Raw genomic sequence first — 21,931 nt, forward strand, 5'->3', positions numbered from 1 at the left:
AAGGACCGGGTCTCGCGGACATCGGTCAGCACGACCAGGGAGACCCTCCTCGATGAACCGCCTTCGCTTCTTTTTCCCCCTCGGGATAGCCGCCATATCGGGGGTCATGCTGCTGGGGCTATCCGCCTTGCTGGCCGAAACGCCGCCTGCGACGCCTCCCGGCGCGACGGCGCCCGCTGCCGAGGCTCCGCCAGCCGCGCCGGCCCCGCCCGGAACGACCGCCCCCGCCACGCCGACTCCGCCCCCGGCCGAGGTGCAGACACCGGAAAACCCGACCGCGGAAGCCCCCAAGCCGCCGGCGACCGCACCCGTGCAAACGGCCGACCCCTTCGGCGAGGAACACACCCTGACCCCGAAGACCGTCCTGTCACTGCGAAACACCGCCACCTGGGACACCGCCTTCGAAACGCTGATCGATTCGTTCAAGTCGCTCGCGGCCCTGCTGGACAAGCGGGGCGTCAAGCCCGCCGGCAACATGATGATCGTCTATACCTCGACGGACGATAACGGCTTCTCGTTTCTGGCCGAAATCCCGGTCGATCAGGAGATCAAGGACCTGCCCAAGAACATGAGCATGGGTAAATCACCGGAGGGCAAGGCGCTGAAGTTTGTACATCGCGGCTCCTATGACAACATGGACAACACCTATGAGGCGATCACAAACACCCTCGACGACAGGAAGCTTGAAGCCAAGGATACCTTCATCGAGGAATATACGACCGATCCCCTGAAGACCGAGGAAGACAGCCTGGTCATCGATGTCTATGTCCCGCTGAAATGAGAACCGTCATGCAGAACCGGATCCCGCTCGCCATCGCCATCGCCATCGCCACCACCACCGCCTTGATCCCGCTGGCCGCGCAAGCCGATACGCCGCCGCCAATGATCTCGGTAACCGGCGAGGCCACGATCTCCACGCCGCCTGACCTTGCCCAGATCGAAGCAGGCGTCACGACCGACGCCAAGACGGCGCGCGAAGCGTCCGAAGCCAACAATGCCGCCATGAGCAAGGTGCTGGCCGCGCTGAAAAGCGCCGGCATCCCCGAGAAGGACTTTCAGACGTCGCGGCTATCGCTGCAGCCGCAATATACCAATCCGAATCGCTCAAGCCCCAGCGTCCTCTCCGGCTACCGCGCCACCAACCGGGTCGCCGTCAAGCTGCGCGACATCAGCAAACTCGCCGGGGTGATCGATACGGTGACCGCCGCCGGCGCCAACGACATCGGCGGCATCAATTTCGCGGTCTCCAACGCATCGAAGCTGCTCGACGACGCCCGCGCCGAGGCGGTCGCCGACGCGCGGCGCAAGGCTGAAATCTACGCCAAGGCGGCAGGCGTCTCGCTCGGCGCGCCGCTCAGCATTTCGGAGCACGGGAGCTCTGCGCCGGTCATGTATCGCCGCGCCGCGATGCCGATGGCCGCGGAGGCCGCCATCGCGCCCGGCGAGGAAACGCTTCGCGTGACGGTCGGCATCTCCTGGGAGATCAAGGCCGCGCCATAAAGCGCGGCCCGCCGATCGGCTTGACTCGGGCGGGCCAGTGCCTGTAAATCCGCCCGAATTCTCGAAAAGACTTCTTTTCGACCCGCCGACCGGCCGCAGGGGCCGGAGGTCAACGCCCGACAGCGCTGTGCGCCCTCGGGCGCAAACGTGTTTTGGGTTTAGGTCTCACGGACCCTCGGAAGACAGGAACGGCTCATGTTCGACAATCTGTCGGAACGGCTCGGCGGCATTCTCGATCGGCTGACGCGGCGCGGCGCGCTGACGGAAGCCGATGTCGACGCCGCCATGCGCGAGGTTCGCCGGGCGCTGCTGGAAGCCGACGTCTCGCTCGACGTGGTGCGCAGCTTTACCGACAAGGTCCGCGAACAGGCGATCGGCGCCACCGTCGTCAAATCCGTGACGCCGGGCCAGATGGTGGTGAAGATCGTTCATGACGAACTGATCGCCACGCTCGGCTCCGACGGACAGACCATCGAACTCAACGCCGTGCCGCCGGTCATCATCATGATGGTCGGCCTGCAGGGCTCGGGCAAGACCACCACGACCGCGAAACTGGCGCGGCGGCTGACCGAGCGGGACAAGCGCAAGGTCCTGATGGCCTCGCTCGACATCTATCGTCCGGCAGCGATGGAGCAGCTCGCGGTGCTCGGGCGCGATCTGGACATCAAGACGCTGCCGATCGTCGCCGGGCAGAAACCGGAGCAGATCGCGCGCCGCGCGCTGGAGGCCGGTAAGCTCGGCGGCTACGACGTGGTGCTGCTCGACACCGCCGGCCGCACCACGCTCGACGAAGACATGATGTCCGAGGCGGCGAGCATCAAAACCGCCGCCCACCCGCATGAGGTGCTGCTGGTCGCGGATTCGCTGACCGGCCAGGACGCGGTCAATCTCGCGCGGTCGTTCGATGAGCGCGTCGGCCTCACCGGAATCGTGCTGACCCGCGTCGACGGCGACGGCCGCGGCGGCGCCGCGCTGTCGATGCGCCAGGTCACCGGCAAGCCGATCAAGCTGATCGGCACCGGCGAGAAGACCGACGCGCTGGAGGATTTCCACCCCTCCCGTATCGCCGGCCGTATCCTCGGCATGGGCGACGTGGTCTCGCTGGTCGAGAAAGCCTCCGCCAACATCGACGCCGAAAAAGCCGCGCGCACCACCGAAAGGATGCGCAAGGGCCAGTTCGACCTCAACGACCTGCGCGAACAGTTGCTGCAGATGTCCAAAATGGGCGGCATCTCCGGCCTGATGGGCATGATGCCCGGCGTCTCCAAGATGAAGAACCAGATCGCCGCGGCCGGCCTCGACGACAGGATCATCAAGCGCCAGGTCGCCGTGATCGACTCGATGACGCGGCAGGAACGCAAGCATCCCGAAATCCTGAAAGCCAGCCGCAAGCGGCGCATCGCCGCCGGCGCGGGCCAGAAGGTCGAGGAGATCAACAAGCTCCTCAAGATGCATCGCAGCATGGCCGACATGATGAAGATGATGGGTGCCGGCAAGCGCGGCCCCTTCGCCGGCATCGCGCAGGCCATGGGATTTGGAGGGGGCATGCCCAGCGCCGAACAGATGAAGGCGCTCGCGGACAAAATGCCGAAAGGCGCCGATGGCCTGCCGCAACTGCCGAAGGATCTGCCGGCCGGATTACGCGGCGGCCTGCCGAATCTTCCCGGCCTCACCGGACTGACGGGCAAACCGACTCTGCCCGGTCTTGGTAAGCCAGGTCTCGGCTTTCCCCGGAAGAAGAAATGAAACGAACGGCCTCACACATTTCGCCACTGATTTAACGACACAACGAACTCATCAGACAGATCCAAGAAGGAGAACCTTATGCCCGTCGTGATCCGCCTTGCCCGTGCCGGCACCAAGAAGCGCCCGGTCTACCATGTCGTCGCCGCCGATTCCCGCTATCCGCGCGACGGCCGTTTCATCGAGCGGCTCGGCCACTTCAATCCGCTGATGCCGAAGGACAATGCCGACCGCCTCAAGCTCGACCTCGACAAGGTCAAGGCCTGGCTCGCCAAGGGCGCGCAGCCGTCCGACCGCGTCGCCCGTTTCCTCGATGCCGCCGGCGTCAAGAAGCGCACACCGCGCAACAATCCCGTGAAGGCTGTGCCGCGCAAGGAGCGCAAGGCGCAGGCCGAAGCCGCCGCGAAGTCCTGAGGCTAAGGCGGCATGACGGCGCGCGTCTGCGTCGCCCGGATCGGCGCCGCGCATGGCCTGCGCGGCGAGGTGCGGCTGTGGACGTTCACCGAGGACCCGATGTCGGTGACGCGATACGGCCCGCTCTCGACAAAGGATGGCGCGCGTCAACTCGAAGTGTCGCACGCGCGCGCGGCCAGCGATCACCTCATCGCAACGCTCACCGGCGTGACTACGCGCGAGGAGGCTGAGCGGCTCAATGGCACGGAACTCTACGTCGCGCGCGACAAGTTGCCCGAGACGGACGAAGGCGAATTCTACCACGCCGACCTGATCGGCCTGGCCGCATTTGATGCGGCGGGCACGGCGCTCGGAACGGTCGCCGCCATTCACAATTTCGGCGCCGGCGACATCATTGAGATCGCGCCGGCGCGCGGCCCGACCCTGATGCTGCCGTTCACCGACGCCGTGGTGCCCATCGTCGACATCGCAGGCGGACGCGTGGTGATCGAGGCGCCCGCAGAAATCGACGGCGAGGAGCCGAACTCCGTTTAGCCGGTGCGGGTACTCTTCCTGGCTCTTCGTGAGGCTCGGGCTTGTCCCGGACACCCACGTCTGTCTTCTCTATGACAAAGACGTAGATGGCCGGGACGCCTGCACAAAGAAGCGCTTCGCGCTTAAGCCCGGCCATGACAGCTATTCAGCCAAGAGCTTATCGATGACCTGGCGCGCGACCGTCCTGACCCTGTTTCCCGAGATGTTTCCGGGGCCGCTCGGCATCAGCCTCGCCGGAAAGGCGCTGGCGGCCCGCTTATGGGCGCTGGACATCCGCGACATCCGGAACTCCGCCACCGACCGCCACCGCAGCGTCGATGACACCCCGGCGGGCGGCGGTCCCGGCATGGTGCTGCGCGCCGACGTGCTGGCCAGGGCCATCGATGCCGCAGAGACGCCTCCGGGCGCACCGCTCCTCCTGATGAGTCCGCGCGGTCGGCCATTGACCCAGTCGCGGGTGGCGGAACTTGCCGCCGGTCCCGGACCGTTGATTGTCTGCGGACGTTTTGAGGGGGTCGACCAGCGGATCATCGACGCTCGCGGGCTCGATGAGATCTCGATCGGAGATTATGTGCTGTCGGGGGGTGAAATCGCGGCGATGGCGCTGATCGACGCCTGCGTCCGGCTTCTGCCGGGGGTGATGGGCAAGGCCGAATCGGGCGAGGATGAAAGCTTCTCGCACGGGCTTCTGGAATATCCCCAATACACGCGCCCGCAGGAATTCGAGGGCCGGGTGATCCCGGACATTCTGCTGTCCGGCGACCATGCCAAGGTGGCCGGCTGGCGAAGGGCCGAGGCGGAAGCCTTGACGCAGGAGCGCCGTCCGGACCTGTGGGCGGCAAGGGCCACTCAAAATCCGCCAGAACGCAAGACAAACGGGTGACAACGCGGCGGCTTTGACGTATAGGGAGCCCAAATCCGCGCAGCGAGCATTTCCAGGCAAAGTGGAATCCGGTTCGCCGCTGGAAAACTCTCTACCTGACTGAGTTGCGCGTATTCATTCCGCAGAAACGGTATCCCCTTTTGCGGCATGCGCGCCACTGGACATATGAATTCCGCGCAGCCCCCTCAAACGGCCGGGCGCGCCGCCGATGGAGATTGCAATGAACATCATTCAGCAGCTCGAAAAAGAGCAGTTCGACAAGCTGTCGGCGACCAAGACCATTCCCGAGTTCGGCCCCGGCGACACCGTGATCGTCAACGTCAAGGTGGTGGAGGGCGAGCGGACCCGCGTGCAGGCCTATGAAGGCGTCTGCATCGGCCGCTCCGGCGGCGGGCTCAACGAGAGCTTCACGGTCCGCAAGATTTCCTACGGCGAGGGCGTCGAGCGCGTGTTTCCGGTGATGTCGCCGATGATCGACTCGATCAAGGTGGTGCGCCGCGGCAAGGTGCGTCGCGCCAAGCTGTACTATCTGCGCAAACTGCGCGGCAAGTCGGCCCGTATTGTCGAGAAGAAGACGGACCGCGCAGCCGCGACGAACTGAGCGCAAGCCGCCTCGGGTCCCGAAATGCACGAAAGCGCGGCGCTGGCCGCGCTTTTTTGTTGCGGCGGGCAAGTCTGAGCATGACCCGATCGAACTGAATTGGACCATGCTCTATAAAATACTGCCTGGTCGCATTTTCTTGCGGCGAACCGGTCTCCACTTCGCCGGAAAATGCCCTATCTATCCCGAGCGCCGCCGCTCGTTCGATTGTCGAGGCGGATGCGGCCATGGTATTAAAGACGCAATGATTACGGATCGGATCAGCAGCGACATCGGCCGCTTCACGGCCCGCATCGTGATCGACGATCGCAGCCGTTTGCCGGGACGCTTCTTTGGGCGGTTCGCGACTTCGGCGACCTGACACGTCCTCTCTTCAGCGACCGTCCCGCGCGGCTTGCGCGACCCGATTCAAGAACTCCCGATAGGTTCACGTTCATGTCTCAACCGACAACCCTTTACGACAAGATCTGGAACGATCATCTGGTGCACGAGGCCGAGGACGGCACCTGCCTGATCTATATCGACCGTCACCTCGTCCATGAGGTGACGTCACCTCAGGCATTCGAGGGGCTGCGCGTCGCGGGACGCAAGGTTCATGCGCCTGAGAAAACGCTCGCGGTGGTCGATCACAACGTGCCGACCACGGATCGATCAAAGCCCAATCCCGATCCGGAGAGCGCCGAGCAGATCGCCGCGCTGGCGCAGAACGCGCGGGATTTCGGCATCGAGTACTACAACGAGTTCGACAAGCGGCAGGGCATCGTTCACGTCATCGGCCCCGAGCAGGGCTTTACGCTACCCGGCACCACCATCGTCTGCGGTGACAGCCACACCTCGACCCATGGCGCGTTCGGCGCGCTGGCGCACGGCATCGGCACGTCCGAGGTCGAGCACGTGCTGGCGACCCAGACGCTGATCCAGAAGAAAGCGAAGAACATGCGCGCCGTGGTCGACGGCAAGCTGCCGGACGGCGTCACAGCCAAGGACATCATCCTCGCGATCATCGGCGAGATCGGCACCGCGGGAGGCACGGGCTACGTGCTGGAATACGCCGGCGAAGCGATCCGCGCGCTGTCGATGGAAGGCCGCATGACGGTCTGCAACATGTCGATCGAGGGCGGCGCGCGCGCCGGTCTCATCGCGCCGGACGAGACGGCGTACGAGTTCCTGAAGGGCCGCCCGAAGGCGCCGAAGGGCGCCGATTGGGATGCCGCCCTGCGCTACTGGGAAACGCTGCGCAGCGATGACGGCGCGCACTTCGATCACGAGATCCGGCTTGACGCCGCAAAGCTGCCGCCGATCGTGACCTGGGGCACCAGCCCTGAAGACGTGATCGCGGTGACCGGCAAGGTGCCGGATCCCGCCGCTATCGAGGACGAGGCCAAGCGGCTGTCGAAGGAGCGCGCGCTGCATTACATGGGCTTGCTCCCTGGCACGAAGATCACTGACATCAGGCTTGACCGCGTCTTCATCGGCTCCTGCACCAACGGCCGCATCGAAGACCTCCGCGCCGCCGCGAAAATCGCGGAAGGCCGGACGGTCAACGGCAACGTCAGCGCGATGGTCGTACCCGGCTCAGGGCTGGTGAAGGAACAGGCGGAGGCGGAAGGCCTCGACAAGATCTTCACCAGGGCCGGCTTCGAGTGGCGCGAACCCGGCTGCTCGATGTGCCTTGCGATGAATCCCGACAAGCTGAAGCCGGATGAGCGTTGCGCTTCGACCTCGAACCGCAATTTCGAGGGGCGGCAAGGTTTCAAGGGCCGCACGCATCTGGTGTCACCTTCGATGGCGGCGGCGGCCGCGATCGCCGGGCATTTCGTCGATATACGCGAATGGCGTTGAGCCGTCTGTCGCCTGAAGGCATTTTCAAGCGAAGCATGATGGCCTTGCGCTCGACACCGCAATGAAGCACAACACCTCCATGTGATCGTGGCCGCATCGCTTTGTGCCGAACGACGTTGTCGAAGTGCTCTTACAATCCGCGCACATTCGTCTGACAAAACGAACGTCTGACAAAACGAGGCTTCCGATCAGTTTCCGCTCGATCACTGATCGAAAAGTTTTCAACGAGGATGCGACGGCGAATCAGGCCCGCCTCAACTGGCGGGCTGCCTTCGCCGGACAATTCCGTTAGCCGTAACGACGTAATGAAAACAGCCAAGACCAGAGCCGCCGCCCCCAAGGCGGAAAAAACCTCGCGCCCGCCCGCCAATGCGAAGGCATCGGCAAAGACGCCATCCAGGACGGCTGCCAAAGCCACTGCAAAGGCGGCTGCAAAGCCTGCGTCCGAGAAAGGCAAAGCCGCTGGGCCGGCGGAGGTCGTGGAGAGCGGCGGCACGGCCGCGCCGCGTGCGGCTGACAAGCCGGTCATGACCGCGCCGCGCGATGCACTAACCTTGCCGCCGAAACCGGCTGCCGCGATCACTCCACCGATTCCGGCACCCGTGGCTGCGCCGCCGACACCTGCCGCTACGACGATCAAGCCGGTATCCGGTCCCGCGGCGCGGGCCGACGTGCCGCCTGACGCCGGCTTTACGCTGCGGGTCGATGGGCATTTCAAGAACCAGTTCGAGACGCTCGCCCAGGCGACACAGGCCGCGACCGACCTGAAGTCGCGTTTTCCGATCCTGCGTATCGAGATATACGATGCCGCGAACAAAGCGCGGCTGCCGATCTGATCGGCATTGACGCCGATGACGTCGGGCCGTTGCGCGTCGAAGCTTTCAGCTTTTCTTTCCGGCCCGCACAGGCATATCCGCTCGCGATCGGACGGGGTTCAACAGCCGCGCTCGTCTCACCAGGACGGATCGAGGCCGTAGCCGAAGCCGAACGGAAAGAACGGAGTCACTTTTCCCGGCGCATAGTAGGATGGCCGTCCATAGTAAGGCTGATAGGGACCACGCACGTAGACGCGCGCGCGCTGATGGCGATATCCGCGGCTCGCGCGATGAGGGCGCCGCGTCGCTCCGACCTCGATCAGCGTCCCCGGCTGAGCGGAGACAGTGACGGCGCCAGGGACGGCCTTCGCGCTTTCAATGAACGCCACGCCACAAAACGCGATGATTGCCGCGGCCAGACTGACGCCCAGATATCTTTTCATGGCGATTGCTCCGTGGATCGACCGACGTGAGTTGTCATTATGACACGTTTCTCGAAAGATCCGCCACGCTTCAGGGAAGGCAGGCCCGCTGCGCGGACCTGCTCGACATGACGGGAACCGGTTTCGCCGAACTCCCGGCCTGGAGCGTTTTCGAGCGAAGTGGACACCGGTTCGCGTGAAGAAAACGCGACAAAACAAAATCATGGAGCCCGCTTCTGATTCTATCGGAAGCGGGCTCCAGGTCATCAACGCCAGTGACGATGATGGTGGTGGTGGCGATGATGATGACGATTCCAATTGTGGCGGTGGTGACGATGGTTCCGCCAATGACGGCGGTGATGACGTTGATGCCGCCAGTGACGATGGTGATGGTGTCCCCACTGCACGTTGGTCGTCAGCTTACCTGCGCCGCTCTGCCCGGCGACGATGCCCGGGCTGACCGGAGTCGCCGCCTGCGCCTGTTGCGCGGGGGCCGCGAAAAACAGAAGCGCACCGAGAGCGGCGAATCCAAGAATTTTCTTCAAGAGCATGTAGACCTCCTTGAGTAGGACGGGTAACCGCGACGGCAGCAGAAGACTCGTCGCCGCGACGCGAGCGAGACGCGAGTGACAAGGCTATGAGCCAACAAGTGAACGCGACGTGAATGTGCCTGCGGCAAGATGCATCGAATGCGCGGATAGCGTGATCGGATGCGCGGCCACAAACAAACCGCGCTTCATGCGAACAGTCAGCCGCGGCGCCAGTAGCAGTTCATTCGCGGAACGATCACTGTCCCGCTCGGCCGGAATTCCTGCACATAGTGCGCGGTGCAGTCGCGCACCGCGTCTGATCCCGGATGATAGCTCGGATAAACTCCACGCTCATCCTCGCGATAAATCCGCACGCGCGGACGCCGCTTGTGGGTTTGCGCCGACATGCCCGACGACACGGCGCGATCCATGTTCCGCGCGGCGGTTCGCGCTTGCGCCTGTCCGCCATACATGAGCAGCAACGTCCCTGGCACCACCAGCAACAGCAACGACGCCGCCGCCGTCACGAGTCTTCCCGCCGCTGTCCTGACGTCCATGGCCGCGCCCCGATCACCCTGTTCCCCGCGAACGGTCTCCGATTGCCGCGCCCGCGTCAACCGCAAGACCGCCCGGATCGTAAAAAACCATGCCGTAACGGTGAAACACGGGTTAAACAGAGCTTCATGTGGACCTCCGCCAAAGCCCCCTCGCTGAACGAGATGGAGACCATGGCGCGCGAGGCGTTCGCCCGCCTGCCGGAGAATTTCCGGCGTCTGTGCGACGGCCTCATCATTCGCGTCGAGGATTTCCCGACCGACGAGGTGCTGAAAGAAATGCAGGCCGAGAGCGAATTCGACCTGCTGGGGCTGTTCCAGGGCACGGGTCTGCCGTTTCAGAGCCACGATGACGTTGCCAGGCTGCCCAATATGATCTGGCTCTATCGCCGTCCCATCATCGACTACTGGGCCGAGCACGATGAAACGCTCGACCATATCATCAGCCATGTCCTGATCCATGAAATCGGCCACCACTTCGGGCTGTCCGATGCCGACATGGAAGCGATCGAGGCGCAGGCGGTGGAATAGCACGGCATGTCCGCTACGGCATGTCCGGCTATTGGATCAGCGCCGGGAACGGGATAGAATGGCCACTTACGAGGATCCTCGCCATGGATAAGTTCACAACGCTGGAAGGCGTCGCGGCGCCACTGAAGATCATCAATGTCGATACCGACATGATCATTCCGAAGCAGTACCTGAAGACCATCAAGCGCACCGGCCTGGGCAGGGGGCTTTTTTCGGAACAGCGCTACAGAGACGACGGCTCGGAGAATCCGGATTTCGTTCTCAACAAGTCCGCCTATCGCAACGCCAGAATCCTTGTCGCCGGCGACAATTTCGGTTGCGGTTCGTCACGCGAGCACGCGCCATGGGCGCTGCTCGACTTCGGCATCCGCTGCGTGATCTCCACCTCGTTCGGCGATATTTTCTACAACAACTGCTTCAAGAACGGCATCCTGCCGATCCGGGTGACCCAAGCCGACCTCGACAAGCTGTTCGATGACGCCGAACGAGGCGCCAACGCGACGCTGACCATCGATCTCGCCAATCAGGAAATACGCGGGCCCGACGGCGGCACGGTGAAATTCGAGATCGACGCGTTTCGCAAGCATTGCCTGTTGAACGGTCTCGACGACATCGGGCTGACGATGGAAAAGAAGGCGGCGATCGACAGCTACGAGGACAAGGCGAAGCGCGAGCGCGCCTGGGCCTGACCTTTCCCGAACGCCCGAGACGTCGCGGGTCCGTACGCCTCGGCTCGTCGACAGGTCGCGCCAGCAGCGTTTGCGGCCTGCCTTCGAAGGCCATGACCGGAACGTCCGGCTTTGTCTTCACCGTGCGGACAACAACGGATGGGTGCGAAATGAACGGTTTCCCGCAACGCCTGATCGACGGCTATCGCGCATTCGTCACGCAACGGATGCCTGTCGAGCAATCACGCTATCGCGCGCTGTCCGAACGCGGGCAGTCGCCGGAGACGATGGTGATCGGTTGCTGCGATTCGCGCGTTTCCCCGGAGGTGATTTTCGATGCCAGGCCCGGCGAACTGTTCGTCGTGCGCAACATCGCCAACCTGGTGCCGGTCTATCAGCCCGACGGCGCCGCCCATGGCATTTCGGCTGCGCTGGAGTTCGGGGTGGAAGTGCTCAAGGTAAAGCACATCGTGATCCTCGGCCACGCGCAATGCAGCGGCATCAGCGCCATCATCAAAAAGGCCGCGCCGCTGTCGTCCGGCGACTTCATCGGCCGGTGGATGGCGATGTTCATCAAGCCCGGCGAGGTCATCGAGCAGCGCGAACGGGAGACGACGAAAGAATTCGCCACCCGTCTCGAAAAGGCGGCGGTATTCCGCAGCATCGAAAACCTGATGACCCTTCCCTTCGTGCGGAGATCCGTCGAGAGCGGGCATCTTCACCTGCACGGCGCCTATTTCAGCATCGCCGAAGGTTCGCTCTACGCGCTCGATCAGGAAGCCAGGGAGTTCCGCAGCGTCGGGGATAACAGCCTCATCTGAGGTCTATAGCGTTTTCGAACGCAATGGATGCTCGCGAAAACGCTATATGGCGGGAAACCGTGGCGGAGTCGGAAAGCCCGGCCCCGGCGGCTTGATCAGGCGGCCTTCGGCTTCGCTCGGATCAGCTTGCGGTTGATCAGGCACTCGGCGATCTGGATCGCATTGAGCGCCGCACCCTTGCGCAGGTTGTCAGACACGACCCACATCGACAGACCGTTCTCCACGGTCGCATCCTCGCGGATGCGGCTGATGTAGGTCGCGTCTTCACCGGCCGATTCATACGGCGTGACATAGCCGCCCGGCTCGTGCTTGTCGATGACGAGACACCCCGGCGCATTGCGCAGGATGCCGCGCGCCTCATCCGCCGTGATCGGTTTCTCGAACTCGATGCTGACAGCTTCCGAATGGCCGATGAACACCGGCACCCGCACACAGGTCGCGGTCAGCTTGATCTTGGGATCAAGAATCTTCTTGGTCTCCGCCATCATCTTCCATTCTTCCTTGGTGTAGCCGTCCTCCATGAACACGTCGATCTCGGGGATGACGTTGAAGGCGATACGCTTCGGAAACTTTTTGTTAACCAGTTCGCTCGCGGTGTAGACCGCCTTGGTCTGCGCGAACAGTTCGTCCATGGCGTCCTTGCCGGCGCCCGACACCGATTGATAGGTCGCAACCACGACCCGCTGGATGACGGCCTTGTCGTGCAAGGGCTTCAGCGCCACGACAAGCTGCGCCGTCGAGCAGTTCGGATTGGCGATGATGTTCTTTTTCGTGAAGCCGGTCACCGCATCGGCGTTGACCTCGGGCACGATCAACGGCACGTCGGGGTCCATCCGCCATGTTGACGAATTGTCGATCACGACCGCGCCGGCCGCGCCGATCTTCGGCGACCATTCCTTCGACACCGCGCCGCCGGCTGACATCAGACAAATGTCGGTATCGCTGAAATCGTGATTTTCCAGCGCTTTGACTTTCAGGGTTTTGTCGCCGTAGGAGACTTCGGTGCCGACGCTGCGGCGCGAGGCCAGCGCCACCACCTCATCCGCCGGAAATTTCCGCTCGTCCAGTATGTTGAGCATTTCACGCCCGACATTGCCGGTCGCTCCGACCAGCGCGACTTTGTAACCCATCGCTCAACTCTCCGAAGAAACGTCTCCGTCCCGCTCACGCGCGAGAAGGGAAGACGCTGCGCTTCTAAGCGAGAAACGCCATCAAGACAACGCCGGACCCTGTTCCTCATCCTCCTTGCCCATGCGCCGGGCGCTGCGGAGAGGACGGCAGGCCGTGACCGCGCCGTGAAAATCATATATAGCTTATTTAAAACAGTAACTTAAAACCATATCACCGGCTAACGCGTGCTTCGGGCGCCAGGATTCTCAGGGCCCCACAGACCGGGGACCGCGCCGGGGGTCGAGGCAACATTTCGTCGTCATCCGCATTATTCTGGCAAGGTGTGGCCCGATTGGGCTTGTGGCGCGAACCAACTGGGCGGTAAAAAGGCAATCACTCGGATTTGTGAGGACGCGATGACCTTGAAAATTTCCACCGCGACCGGCGCCCCTAGAATCATCGCGCTGTCGCTTGCGGCGGCCTTCATCGCGGTTGGCTTCAGCGCGTCGGACGCGAGCGCCAAGCAGCGCAGGTACCTTGACCGCGACAGCGCCTATGGTCCGAGCGGCCCCAACGTGTCCTACCAGTCCGGCCCGCGCACCCGCGTCTACATCTCCAAGCGCTCGTGGCTGGATGCAGGCACCGAAGTGTTGCCAGGCGAGCGCAAGTACACCGACTATGCCTTTCCGCCTTCCGTCGGTTATCCTTCGTTCGCCCGCGAGAACCTGAACCGGCCGATCGACCGCCAGCCGCTCAGCTCGCCAGCCGATCTCGGCGGCAGATACCCGACCGGATTCCCGCTCTACTGATCAGCCCATTCTCTGATCAGCCACTTGCACTGATCAGCCGCTTGCGGGCATCGGACGCGCCAACCCGTCCGATCGCGACGGCTGCCGGGAATCCTGCCGCGGGCATGACTCCGGAGCCACGTTCAGGCGTGCAGCGCCTCAAGCTCCTTCACGATCGCCTCGCCCATCTGCGATGTGCTGACCACGGTGGCTCCCTCGGACTTCAAATCAGCGGTGCGCAGGCCCTTCGCCAGCACGGCGGCGATCGCGGCGTCGAGCTTGTCCGCCAAATCCCCCCTGTCGAAGGAATAACGCAGCGCCATCCCGAACGAGGCCAGCATCGCAATCGGGTTGGCCAGGCCCTGGCCTGCGATGTCGGGCGCGGAGCCATGCACCGGCTCATAAAGCGCCCGGCGCTTTTCGGTTTTCGGGTCGGTGTCGCCGAGCGAGGCGGATGGCAGCATGCCCAGCGAGCCGGTGAGCATCGCCGCGATGTCGCTCAGCATGTCGCCGAACAGGTTGTCGGTGACGATCACGTCGAACTGCTTCGGCCAGCGCACAAGCTGCATACCGCCGGAGTCCGCAAGCTGATGCTGCAACGCGACATCCTTGTACTCGCGCTGATGCACCTGCGTCACGACTTCGTGCCATAGCACGCCGGTTTTCATGACGTTGCGCTTTTCCATCGAGGTCAGCTTGTTGCGGCGCTTGCGCGCGAGATCGAAGGCAACGCGCGCGATGCGTTCGATTTCATAGGTGTCGTAGACTTGCGTATCGACGGCGCGCTTCTGGCCGTTGCCGAGATCGGTAACGGTCTTCGGCTCTCCGAAATAGACGCCGCCGGTCAGTTCGCGCACGATCATGATGTCGAGGCCCTCGACCACCTCGGGCTTCAGGCTGGAGGATTCCGCGAGCGCCGGATAGCAGATCGCCGGACGCAGGTTGGCGTAGAGCGCGAGATCCTTGCGCAGCCGCAACAGGCCCGCTTCCGGCCGCACCTCATAAGGCACTGAATCCCACTTCGGACCGCCGACCGCGCCGAACAACACCGCATCGGCGGCGAGCGCCTTCGCCATGGTGGCGTCGGTGATGCTGACCTTGTCGGCATCATAGGATGCGCCACCCACCAGCCCTTCTTCGGTCTCGAATTTGGCGATGCCCTGCGCGTCCAGCCAGCCGACCAGCCGCTTCACCTCCGCCATCACCTCGGGACCGATGCCATCACCGGGCAAGAGCAGCAGCTTGTAGGTCGCCATGATAAAATCCTCGGACAGTCATCATGACCGGGAAAGCGGGCATGTGTTGCCCGCCGACGCCCGGCCTATCCCTGCCTGCAAGCGATGAAGGCGGGATGCCCGGCGCAGGGCCGATCATGACATTGCATGTGACGCCGATTGCTAGGCCGGTGTCGCGCTGTTGGCAAGACCGCCATTGCGGCGGACTGTTCTACAGTCAGGTATCGTCGCCACGCGCACGCAACGTCGACGTGGCGCGGCAAGCGGAGCCGCCGCGGCCGAACGCTGGCGGCCGGGCACGCCGTTGCAGTCCCTGACGTGCCTACTCGATAACGCCGCAGGCGATGCGCCCCCCGGCTTCGCCGGTCGGATCCGTCTTGTAGTCGTCCGCCGCCGCGTGAATGACGATGGCCGTGCCATCCGGCTTCAGCACCGAATTCGGCTTGTCCTTGTCCAGCGTGATGGCGGTACTGACAACATCGAGCTTCAATTCGCCGGAAGCAGGCACGACGATGTTCGGCAGGTCTCCGGCGTGAGAGCCATCGGCCGCCATCATGCCGTGCTTCTTGTTGTCCGGGTTGAAATGGCCTCCCGCCGATTTGAAAGGCGGCTCGCACTTTCCGACCGCGTGAATGTGGAAGGCGTGTTCGCCGGGAGGAATATCTTTCAGAGCGGCCTTGAGCAGAACGCCGTCCTTGACCTGAATCAGCTCAACCTTCCCGACCTCCGCGCCTTCGGCGTTTTTCAGCAGGGCCCTGGCCGAATTGGCGGAGACCGCAGTCACGCTCAGGGCGAGGAGAGCCGTCGTCGCGAACAGGACACGAGCGATCATGGTAAACCTCCGCTGCGGAATTCATGGCTTGGAAACATGGCTGGGAAAAACGGCGTCGCCGCCGCCCTTATAGCAGCAACTCCTCCCAGCGGCCAGTCACATCACCGGCCGCTGAGGGAATTGTCATCCCATCTTCATCGGCCGTTCCTGTGCGGCAGTTGCGCGAAACCTTGTTCACAAAACGCGAGCCGGCCTCCCCGCGCGGCTGGCCGCATCGCTGCATTGCCTTGCAAGGGACAACCTTGTTATCCAGCCCCTGCGCACTTGTTATCCAGCCCCTACGCGGCCGCCCGCGATCACGCCGCGGGTCCATGATCGCCAACGGAAACCGTCATGAACGCCAACCTGTTCTCGCGCCTGTTCGACGATCTCGACGATGCAAGCCTGCTCGCGATCGAAACGATGGACGGACCGCGCATCACCTATGGCGATCTGATCGCATTCTCCGGACGGCTGGCCAACGTCCTGGTGGCGCGCGGCGTGAGGCCGGGCGATCGCGTGGCGGTCCAGGCCGAAAAGTCGGTGCCCAATCTCGCGCTCTATCTCGCGACCGCGCGCGCCGGCGCGGTCTATCTGCCGCTCAACGACGCCTATACGCTCAGCGAACTCGACTACTTCATCACCGACGCCGAGCCATCGCTGGTGGTGTGCGACCCCTCGAAAGCAGGAGGTCTCCAGGCGATCGCATCGAAAGTGAACGCTACGATCGAGACCCTGGACGCGAAGGGAAAGGGATCGCTGACCGGAGCCGCCACGACAGCAAAGCCTGATTTCATCACGGTTGCGCGCGCAGGCGACGACCTTGCCGCGATCCTCTACACGTCAGGCACGACCGGGCGATCCAAGGGCGCGATGCTGACTCACGACAATCTGACATCGAACGCCATGAGCCTCGTCGATGCCTGGCGCTTCACCCAAAAGGATGTGCTGATCCACGCGCTGCCAATCCATCACACTCACGGACTGTTCGTGGCTGGTAACGTCACGCTGCTTGCACGCGCTTCGATGATCTTTCTTCCGCGGTTTGATCCGGAAGCTGTCATCAACATAATGGCGCGCGCCACCGTGCTGATGGGCGTGCCGACCTTCTACACGCGCCTGCTGCAACATCCGGCGCTGACGAAAGAATCGACCGGACCTATGCGGCTGTTTATCTCCGGCTCCGCTCCTCTGCTCGCCGACACTCACCGCGAGTGGTCGGCGCGTACCGGTCACGCCCTGCTCGAACGCTACGGCATGACGGAGACCGGCATGAACACGTCAAATCCTTATGACGGCGATCGCGTTCCCGGTGCCGTGGGCCCTGCGTTGCGTGGGGTCTCGGTCCGCGTCACCGACCGGGAGAGCGGAAAGGAGCTGCCGCGCGAAAGCGTCGGCATGATCGAGGTCAGGGGCCCGAACGTGTTCAAGGGCTACTGGCGGATGCCCGAGAAGACCAGGACCGAATTTCGCGACGACGGCTTCTTCATCACGGGCGACATCGGCAAGATCGATCACCGGGATTACGTGCACATTCTCGGCCGCGGCACGGACCTCGTGATAACAGGAGGCCTCAATGTCTATCCGAAGGAGGTCGAAAGCGAAATCGACGCGCTCGCGGGCGTGGCCGAGAGCGCGGTCATCGGCGTCCCTCATCCGGATTTCGGCGAGGGCGTGACGGCGGTCGTGGTCCGCGGCAAGAATGGAGACATGACCGAAGAACAAATGCTGAAAGCGCTGGATGGGCGATTGGCGAAGTTCAAAATACCGAAGCGAATCATCTTTGTCGACGAACTGCCTCGTAACGCCATGGGCAAGGTGCAGAAGAATATTTTGCGCCATACCTATGCCGGCCTGTACGGATCGAAGGTCCCCGGCGGCTTCCTGCCGCATGATGTTAAGAAACTGTGAAGGCGGTGTTCCCAGCGGCTATCCGTCAACAGCGATATTGAACGTTGCACAGGCTGGCTCAACTCCATAAGTATATGAGCAGAATTGCTTGTCGCGGATCCCCAACAGGGCTTGCGTCGCGTGCCCGCAACCAGCGAAGCCATGATGACCGTCAGGATCGAACGACCGCTTTCGCCGCACCTGCAGATTTACCGCTGGACCCTGACGATGACGCTGTCCATCGTCCACCGCGCGACCGGCGTGGCGCTCTATTTCGGAACCCTGTTGCTGGTCTGGTGGCTGATGGCCGTGTCATCCGGGCCCGGCGCGTACGCCGCGGTCCAGTCCTTCACGTCGAGCTGGGCCGGACGGCTGATCGCGTTCGGGTACACGTGGGCGCTGATGCATCACATGCTCGGCGGCGTTCGCCACCTCGTCTGGGATCTCGGCTACGGATTCCAGCCGACCGAGCGTGAGTGGCTGACCAGGGCGACGCTGATCGGCGGCATTCTGCTCACGGCGCTGCTCTGGATCGCCGCCTATGCGATCGGAGGCGGAGGACGATGACCGCAACGCCGCCATCCGGCGCGAAGTCCATGCGGACCCCGCTGGGGCGGGTTCGCAACCATGGCTCGGCCCATTCCGGCACGACGGATTTCTGGCGCCAGAGACTCACCTCGGTCGCCATGATCCTGCTCATCGTACCGATGGTCGTGGTGATGATGATCCTGCTCGGCCGCAACCAGGCGGGCGCGGCGCAGATTCTCGGCTCGCCGCCGATCGCCATCATCATGCTGCTGTTCGTGGTCGCCAGCATCTGGCATATGAAGATCGGGATGCAGGTGATCATTGAGGACTACGTGCACGACGGAAAGCTAAAACTGGCGTCGATCATGGCGAACAACTTTTTCTCCGTGACCCTGGCGCTGACCGCCGCTTACGCCATCTTCAAATTGTCATCCGGAGTTTAGTTCATGGCCGGAAACGGCAACGCGGCGGCGGCCGTCAACGGCAAGGCCTATCCCATCGAAGATCATACCTATGACGTTGTCGTCGTCGGCGCCGGCGGAGCCGGACTGCGGGCCGTCGTGGGTTGCGGCGAGGCCGGCCTGCGCACCGCCTGCATCACCAAGGTTTTTCCCACCCGCTCACACACCGTGGCGGCGCAGGGCGGCATTTCCGCCTCGCTCGGCAACATGCACAAGGATGACTGGCGCTGGCATATGTACGATACCGTCAAGGGATCGGACTGGCTCGGCGATCAGGATTGCATCGAATACATGGTGCGTAACGCACCGGAGGCGGTCTACGAACTCGAGCACTGGGGCGTTCCGTTCTCCCGCACTGAAGACGGCAGGATCTACCAGCGCCCGTTCGGTGGCATGACGATCGATTACGGCAAGAGCCAGGCCCAGCGAACCTGCGCCGCCGCCGACCGCACCGGTCACGCCATGCTGCATACGATGTACGGTCAGGCGCTGCGCCGCGCCGCCGAATTCTTCATCGAGTTCTTCGCCATCGACCTGATCATGGACGATCAGGGCGCCTGCCGCGGCGTGATCGCGCTGAAGCTCGACGACGGCACGCTGCACCGCTTCCGCGCCCAGACCACCATTCTCGCAACCGGCGGCTACGGGCGCGTTTATGCCTCCTGCACCTCGGCGCATATCTGCACCGGAGACGGCGGCGGCATGGCGTTGCGCGCCGGCCTGCCGTTACAAGACATGGAGTTCGTCCAATTTCATCCGACCGGCATCTACGGTTCGGGCTGCCTCGTCACTGAAGGCGCGCGCGGTGAAGGCGGCTATCTGGTCAACGCCGAGGGCGAGCGCTTCATGGAGCGCTACGCGCCGTCCGCCAAGGACCTCGCCTCGCGCGACGTCGTCTCGCGGGCGATGACGATCGAAATCCGCGAAGGCCGCGGCGTCGGCAAGAAGAAAGACCACATCTTCCTGCACCTCGACCATCTCGACCCGAAAGTGCTTCACGAACGGCTGCCGGGCATTTCGGAAACGGTGAAGATCTTCGCCGGCGTCGACGTCACCCGCGAGCCGATCCCGATCCTGCCGACAGCGCACTACAACATGGGCGGCATCCCCACCAACTTCCACGGCGAGGTGGTCACCAAAAAGGACGGCAATGACAACGCGGTCGTGCCGGGCCTGATGGCGGTCGGCGAAGCCGCCTGTGTCTCCGTGCACGGCGCCAACCGCCTTGGCTCCAACTCGCTGATCGATCTCGTGGTGTTCGGTCGGGCCGCCGCCCGGCGCTGCGCCGAAAAGCTCACCGCCAACGCCGAGCAGCCCGATCTCCCCGCGAACTCCAGCGACATGGCGCTCGGACGCCTCGACAAATTTCGTTACGCCGCAGGCGGCACGCCGACCGCCAGGCTGCGCGAGAACATGCAACGCGTGATGCAGGCCAACTGCGCCGTCTTTCGCACCCAGGATACCCTGGCTGAAGGCCAGAAACTGATTCACCAGGTCCACGAAGGAATTTCCGACCTCGCCGTGTTCGATCGCTCGCTGGTATGGAACACGGACCTGATGGAGACGATGGAGTATGACAATCTCATCTCCCAGGCGGTGGTGACGATGGATTGCGCCGCCAACCGCACCGAGAGCCGCGGCGCCCATGCGCGCGAGGACTACCCGCAACGCGACGATCAGAACTGGATGAAACACACGCTGGCGCGGCTCAGCGATCGCGGCGTCACCACGATCGACTACCGCCCGGTACACGACTACACGATGACAAACGACGTTCAGTCGATCCCGCCGAAGGCGCGGGTATATTGATCCGAAGCCAGAGCCTTATCGCTTCTGTCGGGATCAGAGGCGAGGCTCTATGATCTTGATTTAACGCGTTTTCTTCACGCGAACCGGTATCCACTTCGCTCGAAAACGCTATAATAACGTCATGCGCGACCATGATCCGCGCATCCTTCGCGAGTAGATGGATGCGAGTAGATGGATCGCCGGATGAGACCCGCAATGACGGACATACAGCAAGGACGCACCGATGGTTAAGTTCGCGCTTCCGAGAAAGTCAAAGGTGACCGAAGGCAAAACCTGGCCGAAGCCGGGAAGCGCGACCGAAACCCGCGAATTCAAGGTCTATCGCTGGAATCCGGACGACGACGAGAATCCAAGGGTCGACACCTTCCATGTCGATCTCCACGAGTGCGGCCCCAGGGTGCTCGATGGCCTGATCTGGATCAAGGATCATATCGACCCGACGCTGACCTTCCGCCGCTCCTGCCGCGAGGGTGTATGCGGTTCCTGCGCCATGAACATCAACGGCCAGAATACGCTGGCCTGCACCCAATCGCTTCACGACATTCCCGGCGACGCGGTGAAGGTCAATCCGCTGCCGCACCAGCCGGTCGTGAAGGATCTCGTTCCCGACCTGACAAATTTCTACGCGCAGTATGCCTCGATCGAGCCGTGGCTGAAGACCGCGACGCCGACTCCGCAGAAGGAGTGGCGGCAAAGCCGCGAGGATCGCGAAAAGCTCGACGGCCTCTACGAATGTATCCTGTGCGCCTGCTGTTCGACGGCATGCCCGAGCTACTGGTGGAACAGCGATCGCTTCCTCGGCCCCGCCGCCCTGCTGCAAGCGGCGCGCTGGGTCACCGACTCACGCGACGAGGCCACCGGCGAGCGTCTTGACTATCTCGAGGATCCGTTCCGGCTCTATCGCTGCCACACCATCCTCAATTGCACCAAGGCTTGTCCGAAGAGTCTGAATCCAGCGGAAGCCATCGCCACGCTGAAGCTGAAGCTGGTCGAGCGCCAGGTCTGACTCCCGTGCAATGACGGGGCACAGCTGACGCGACTATCCTGCGCGCGCGGCAGCCGGCGCCGATGTCGGCAGCCGAAGGCGTGCCGTCATCGTCTCGAACAGCAGCTCCGGAACATCACAGCCCCGAACCCGTTATAGCGTTTCGAACGAAGCGGATGGCCTGTTCGCGTGAAGAAAACGCGTTGAACCAGGCTCGTCGCTTATCTTTTGTTTGAGCATGATCTTTTCCGAAAACCGTTTCCACTTTTCGGGATCATGCTTCCAGCGTTTCAGGTCCGGAGCAAATCGTCCGAGGTTGCGGGCGAGACCTGTCATCTGGAAACGCCGAATGGAGAAGCCTGATGGGGGATGAACCGACCGAAGTGCCGCCCGCGGAGCCTGGCCGTCCGACGGAGCCGCCTCGCGAAGACCCGCCAGGAAGCCCCCAGCCTGGTC

The 21,931-nt window shown here is 63.2% G+C and carries 25 protein-coding genes; 19 read left to right on the forward strand and 6 right to left on the reverse strand.

Annotated elements, in window-relative coordinates; all coding sequences use genetic code 11:
* Positions 1-52 precede the first annotated feature (52 nt).
* From NWI_RS18035 to leuC, 8 genes are all read left to right on the forward strand, one after another.
* Positions 53-781, forward strand: coding sequence for a GyrI-like domain-containing protein (locus NWI_RS18035; protein ID WP_011315975.1), 729 nt, complete (start codon positions 53-55; stop codon positions 779-781).
* Positions 778-1,500: an SIMPL domain-containing protein gene (locus NWI_RS14425; RefSeq protein WP_011315976.1), complete on the forward strand. Its 723-nt coding sequence runs from the start codon at positions 778-780 to the stop codon at positions 1,498-1,500. Before NWI_RS18035 ends, NWI_RS14425 begins: the two co-directional genes overlap by 4 nt.
* A gap of 195 nt (positions 1,501-1,695) precedes the next feature.
* Positions 1,696-3,246: a signal recognition particle protein gene (ffh, locus tag NWI_RS14430; protein ID WP_011315977.1), complete on the forward strand. Its 1,551-nt coding sequence runs from the start codon at positions 1,696-1,698 to the stop codon at positions 3,244-3,246.
* Positions 3,247-3,324: 78 nt separating this feature from the next.
* The gene (gene rpsP, locus NWI_RS14435) at positions 3,325-3,657 is read left to right on the forward strand and encodes a 30S ribosomal protein S16 (RefSeq protein WP_011315978.1); all 333 of its coding nucleotides are present in this window, start codon (positions 3,325-3,327) and stop codon (positions 3,655-3,657) included.
* A 12-nt stretch (positions 3,658-3,669) separates the two neighbouring features.
* Positions 3,670-4,191: a ribosome maturation factor RimM gene (gene rimM / locus NWI_RS14440; RefSeq protein ID WP_011315979.1), complete on the forward strand. Its 522-nt coding sequence runs from the start codon at positions 3,670-3,672 to the stop codon at positions 4,189-4,191.
* 163 nt (positions 4,192-4,354) lie between these two features.
* Complete coding sequence (trmD, locus tag NWI_RS14445) at positions 4,355-5,074, forward strand: tRNA (guanosine(37)-N1)-methyltransferase TrmD (RefSeq protein ID WP_011315980.1); 720 nt, start codon at positions 4,355-4,357, stop codon at positions 5,072-5,074.
* A gap of 220 nt (positions 5,075-5,294) precedes the next feature.
* Positions 5,295-5,675, forward strand: coding sequence for a 50S ribosomal protein L19 (gene rplS / locus NWI_RS14450; protein ID WP_011315981.1), 381 nt, complete (start codon positions 5,295-5,297; stop codon positions 5,673-5,675).
* Positions 5,676-6,110: 435 nt separating this feature from the next.
* Positions 6,111-7,517 carry a 3-isopropylmalate dehydratase large subunit gene (leuC, locus tag NWI_RS14455; RefSeq protein ID WP_011315983.1) on the forward strand — a complete coding sequence of 469 codons (1,407 nt, stop codon included), beginning with the start codon at positions 6,111-6,113 and terminating at the stop codon, positions 7,515-7,517.
* A 130-nt stretch (positions 7,518-7,647) separates the two neighbouring features.
* Here the strand turns inward: leuC and NWI_RS18310 are convergent, their stop codons facing one another.
* A complete protein-coding gene (locus tag NWI_RS18310; RefSeq protein ID WP_244374921.1) occupies positions 7,648-8,100 on the reverse strand; it encodes a hypothetical protein in 453 nt (150 codons plus the stop codon).
* 19 nt (positions 8,101-8,119) lie between these two features.
* Between NWI_RS18310 and NWI_RS18315 the strand changes: the two genes are divergently transcribed.
* Positions 8,120-8,353: a hypothetical protein gene (locus tag NWI_RS18315; protein WP_244374922.1), complete on the forward strand. Its 234-nt coding sequence runs from the start codon at positions 8,120-8,122 to the stop codon at positions 8,351-8,353.
* A 116-nt stretch (positions 8,354-8,469) separates the two neighbouring features.
* Here the strand turns inward: NWI_RS18315 and NWI_RS14470 are convergent, their stop codons facing one another.
* Positions 8,470-8,775 (reverse strand): hypothetical protein, encoded by a 306-nt coding sequence (locus NWI_RS14470; RefSeq protein ID WP_011315985.1) that lies wholly within the window; start codon positions 8,773-8,775, stop codon positions 8,470-8,472.
* Between the two features lie 260 nt (positions 8,776-9,035).
* Here NWI_RS14470 and NWI_RS18040 point away from each other — a divergent pair, with 260 nt between their 5' ends.
* Positions 9,036-9,323 carry a hypothetical protein gene (locus NWI_RS18040; RefSeq protein WP_187147984.1) on the forward strand — a complete coding sequence of 96 codons (288 nt, stop codon included), beginning with the start codon at positions 9,036-9,038 and terminating at the stop codon, positions 9,321-9,323.
* 179 nt (positions 9,324-9,502) lie between these two features.
* On the opposite strand, the gene NWI_RS14480 is transcribed toward NWI_RS18040, so the two are convergent.
* A complete protein-coding gene (locus NWI_RS14480; RefSeq protein ID WP_011315987.1) occupies positions 9,503-9,841 on the reverse strand; it encodes a hypothetical protein in 339 nt (112 codons plus the stop codon).
* A 126-nt stretch (positions 9,842-9,967) separates the two neighbouring features.
* Between NWI_RS14480 and NWI_RS14485 the strand changes: the two genes are divergently transcribed.
* The 3 genes from NWI_RS14485 to NWI_RS14495 all read left to right on the forward strand — a co-directional run bounded on the left by NWI_RS14485 (position 9,968) and on the right by NWI_RS14495 (position 11,858).
* Positions 9,968-10,369, forward strand: a complete 402-nt coding sequence (locus tag NWI_RS14485) for a metallopeptidase family protein (RefSeq protein WP_011315988.1) — start codon at positions 9,968-9,970, stop codon at positions 10,367-10,369.
* A gap of 83 nt (positions 10,370-10,452) precedes the next feature.
* Positions 10,453-11,058 (forward strand): 3-isopropylmalate dehydratase small subunit, encoded by a 606-nt coding sequence (gene leuD, locus NWI_RS14490; protein ID WP_011315989.1) that lies wholly within the window; start codon positions 10,453-10,455, stop codon positions 11,056-11,058.
* A gap of 149 nt (positions 11,059-11,207) precedes the next feature.
* Positions 11,208-11,858 (forward strand): carbonic anhydrase, encoded by a 651-nt coding sequence (locus NWI_RS14495; protein WP_011315990.1) that lies wholly within the window; start codon positions 11,208-11,210, stop codon positions 11,856-11,858.
* A gap of 95 nt (positions 11,859-11,953) precedes the next feature.
* On the opposite strand, the gene NWI_RS14500 is transcribed toward NWI_RS14495, so the two are convergent.
* Complete coding sequence (locus tag NWI_RS14500) at positions 11,954-12,988, reverse strand: aspartate-semialdehyde dehydrogenase (protein ID WP_011315991.1); 1,035 nt, start codon at positions 12,986-12,988, stop codon at positions 11,954-11,956.
* A 396-nt stretch (positions 12,989-13,384) separates the two neighbouring features.
* Between NWI_RS14500 and NWI_RS14505 the strand changes: the two genes are divergently transcribed.
* Complete coding sequence (locus NWI_RS14505) at positions 13,385-13,777, forward strand: hypothetical protein (protein WP_011315992.1); 393 nt, start codon at positions 13,385-13,387, stop codon at positions 13,775-13,777.
* Between the two features lie 122 nt (positions 13,778-13,899).
* On the opposite strand, the gene leuB is transcribed toward NWI_RS14505, so the two are convergent.
* Positions 13,900-15,012: a 3-isopropylmalate dehydrogenase gene (gene leuB, locus NWI_RS14510; protein ID WP_011315993.1), complete on the reverse strand. Its 1,113-nt coding sequence runs from the start codon at positions 15,010-15,012 to the stop codon at positions 13,900-13,902.
* A gap of 301 nt (positions 15,013-15,313) precedes the next feature.
* A complete protein-coding gene (locus tag NWI_RS14515) occupies positions 15,314-15,823 on the reverse strand; it encodes a superoxide dismutase family protein (protein WP_011315994.1) in 510 nt (169 codons plus the stop codon).
* Between the two features lie 333 nt (positions 15,824-16,156).
* Between NWI_RS14515 and NWI_RS14520 the strand changes: the two genes are divergently transcribed.
* The 5 genes from NWI_RS14520 (at position 16,157) to NWI_RS14540 (ending at position 21,496) form a co-directional block, all read left to right on the forward strand.
* Complete coding sequence (locus NWI_RS14520) at positions 16,157-17,713, forward strand: malonate--CoA ligase (RefSeq protein WP_011315995.1); 1,557 nt, start codon at positions 16,157-16,159, stop codon at positions 17,711-17,713.
* A gap of 144 nt (positions 17,714-17,857) precedes the next feature.
* Positions 17,858-18,259 carry a succinate dehydrogenase, cytochrome b556 subunit gene (gene sdhC / locus NWI_RS14525; protein ID WP_041345673.1) on the forward strand — a complete coding sequence of 134 codons (402 nt, stop codon included), beginning with the start codon at positions 17,858-17,860 and terminating at the stop codon, positions 18,257-18,259.
* A gap of 29 nt (positions 18,260-18,288) precedes the next feature.
* Positions 18,289-18,663 carry a succinate dehydrogenase, hydrophobic membrane anchor protein gene (gene sdhD, locus NWI_RS14530; RefSeq protein ID WP_181410497.1) on the forward strand — a complete coding sequence of 125 codons (375 nt, stop codon included), beginning with the start codon at positions 18,289-18,291 and terminating at the stop codon, positions 18,661-18,663.
* A gap of 3 nt (positions 18,664-18,666) precedes the next feature.
* On the forward strand, positions 18,667-20,490 hold the full coding sequence (sdhA, locus tag NWI_RS14535; protein ID WP_011315998.1) for a succinate dehydrogenase flavoprotein subunit: 1,824 nt from the start codon (positions 18,667-18,669) through the stop codon (positions 20,488-20,490).
* Between the two features lie 223 nt (positions 20,491-20,713).
* On the forward strand, positions 20,714-21,496 hold the full coding sequence (locus NWI_RS14540) for a succinate dehydrogenase iron-sulfur subunit (protein WP_011315999.1): 783 nt from the start codon (positions 20,714-20,716) through the stop codon (positions 21,494-21,496).
* Positions 21,497-21,931: the final 435 nt, after the last annotated feature.

The organism is Nitrobacter winogradskyi Nb-255, from assembly GCF_000012725.1.
GTDB classification, from domain to species: Bacteria; Pseudomonadota; Alphaproteobacteria; order Rhizobiales; family Xanthobacteraceae; genus Nitrobacter; species Nitrobacter winogradskyi.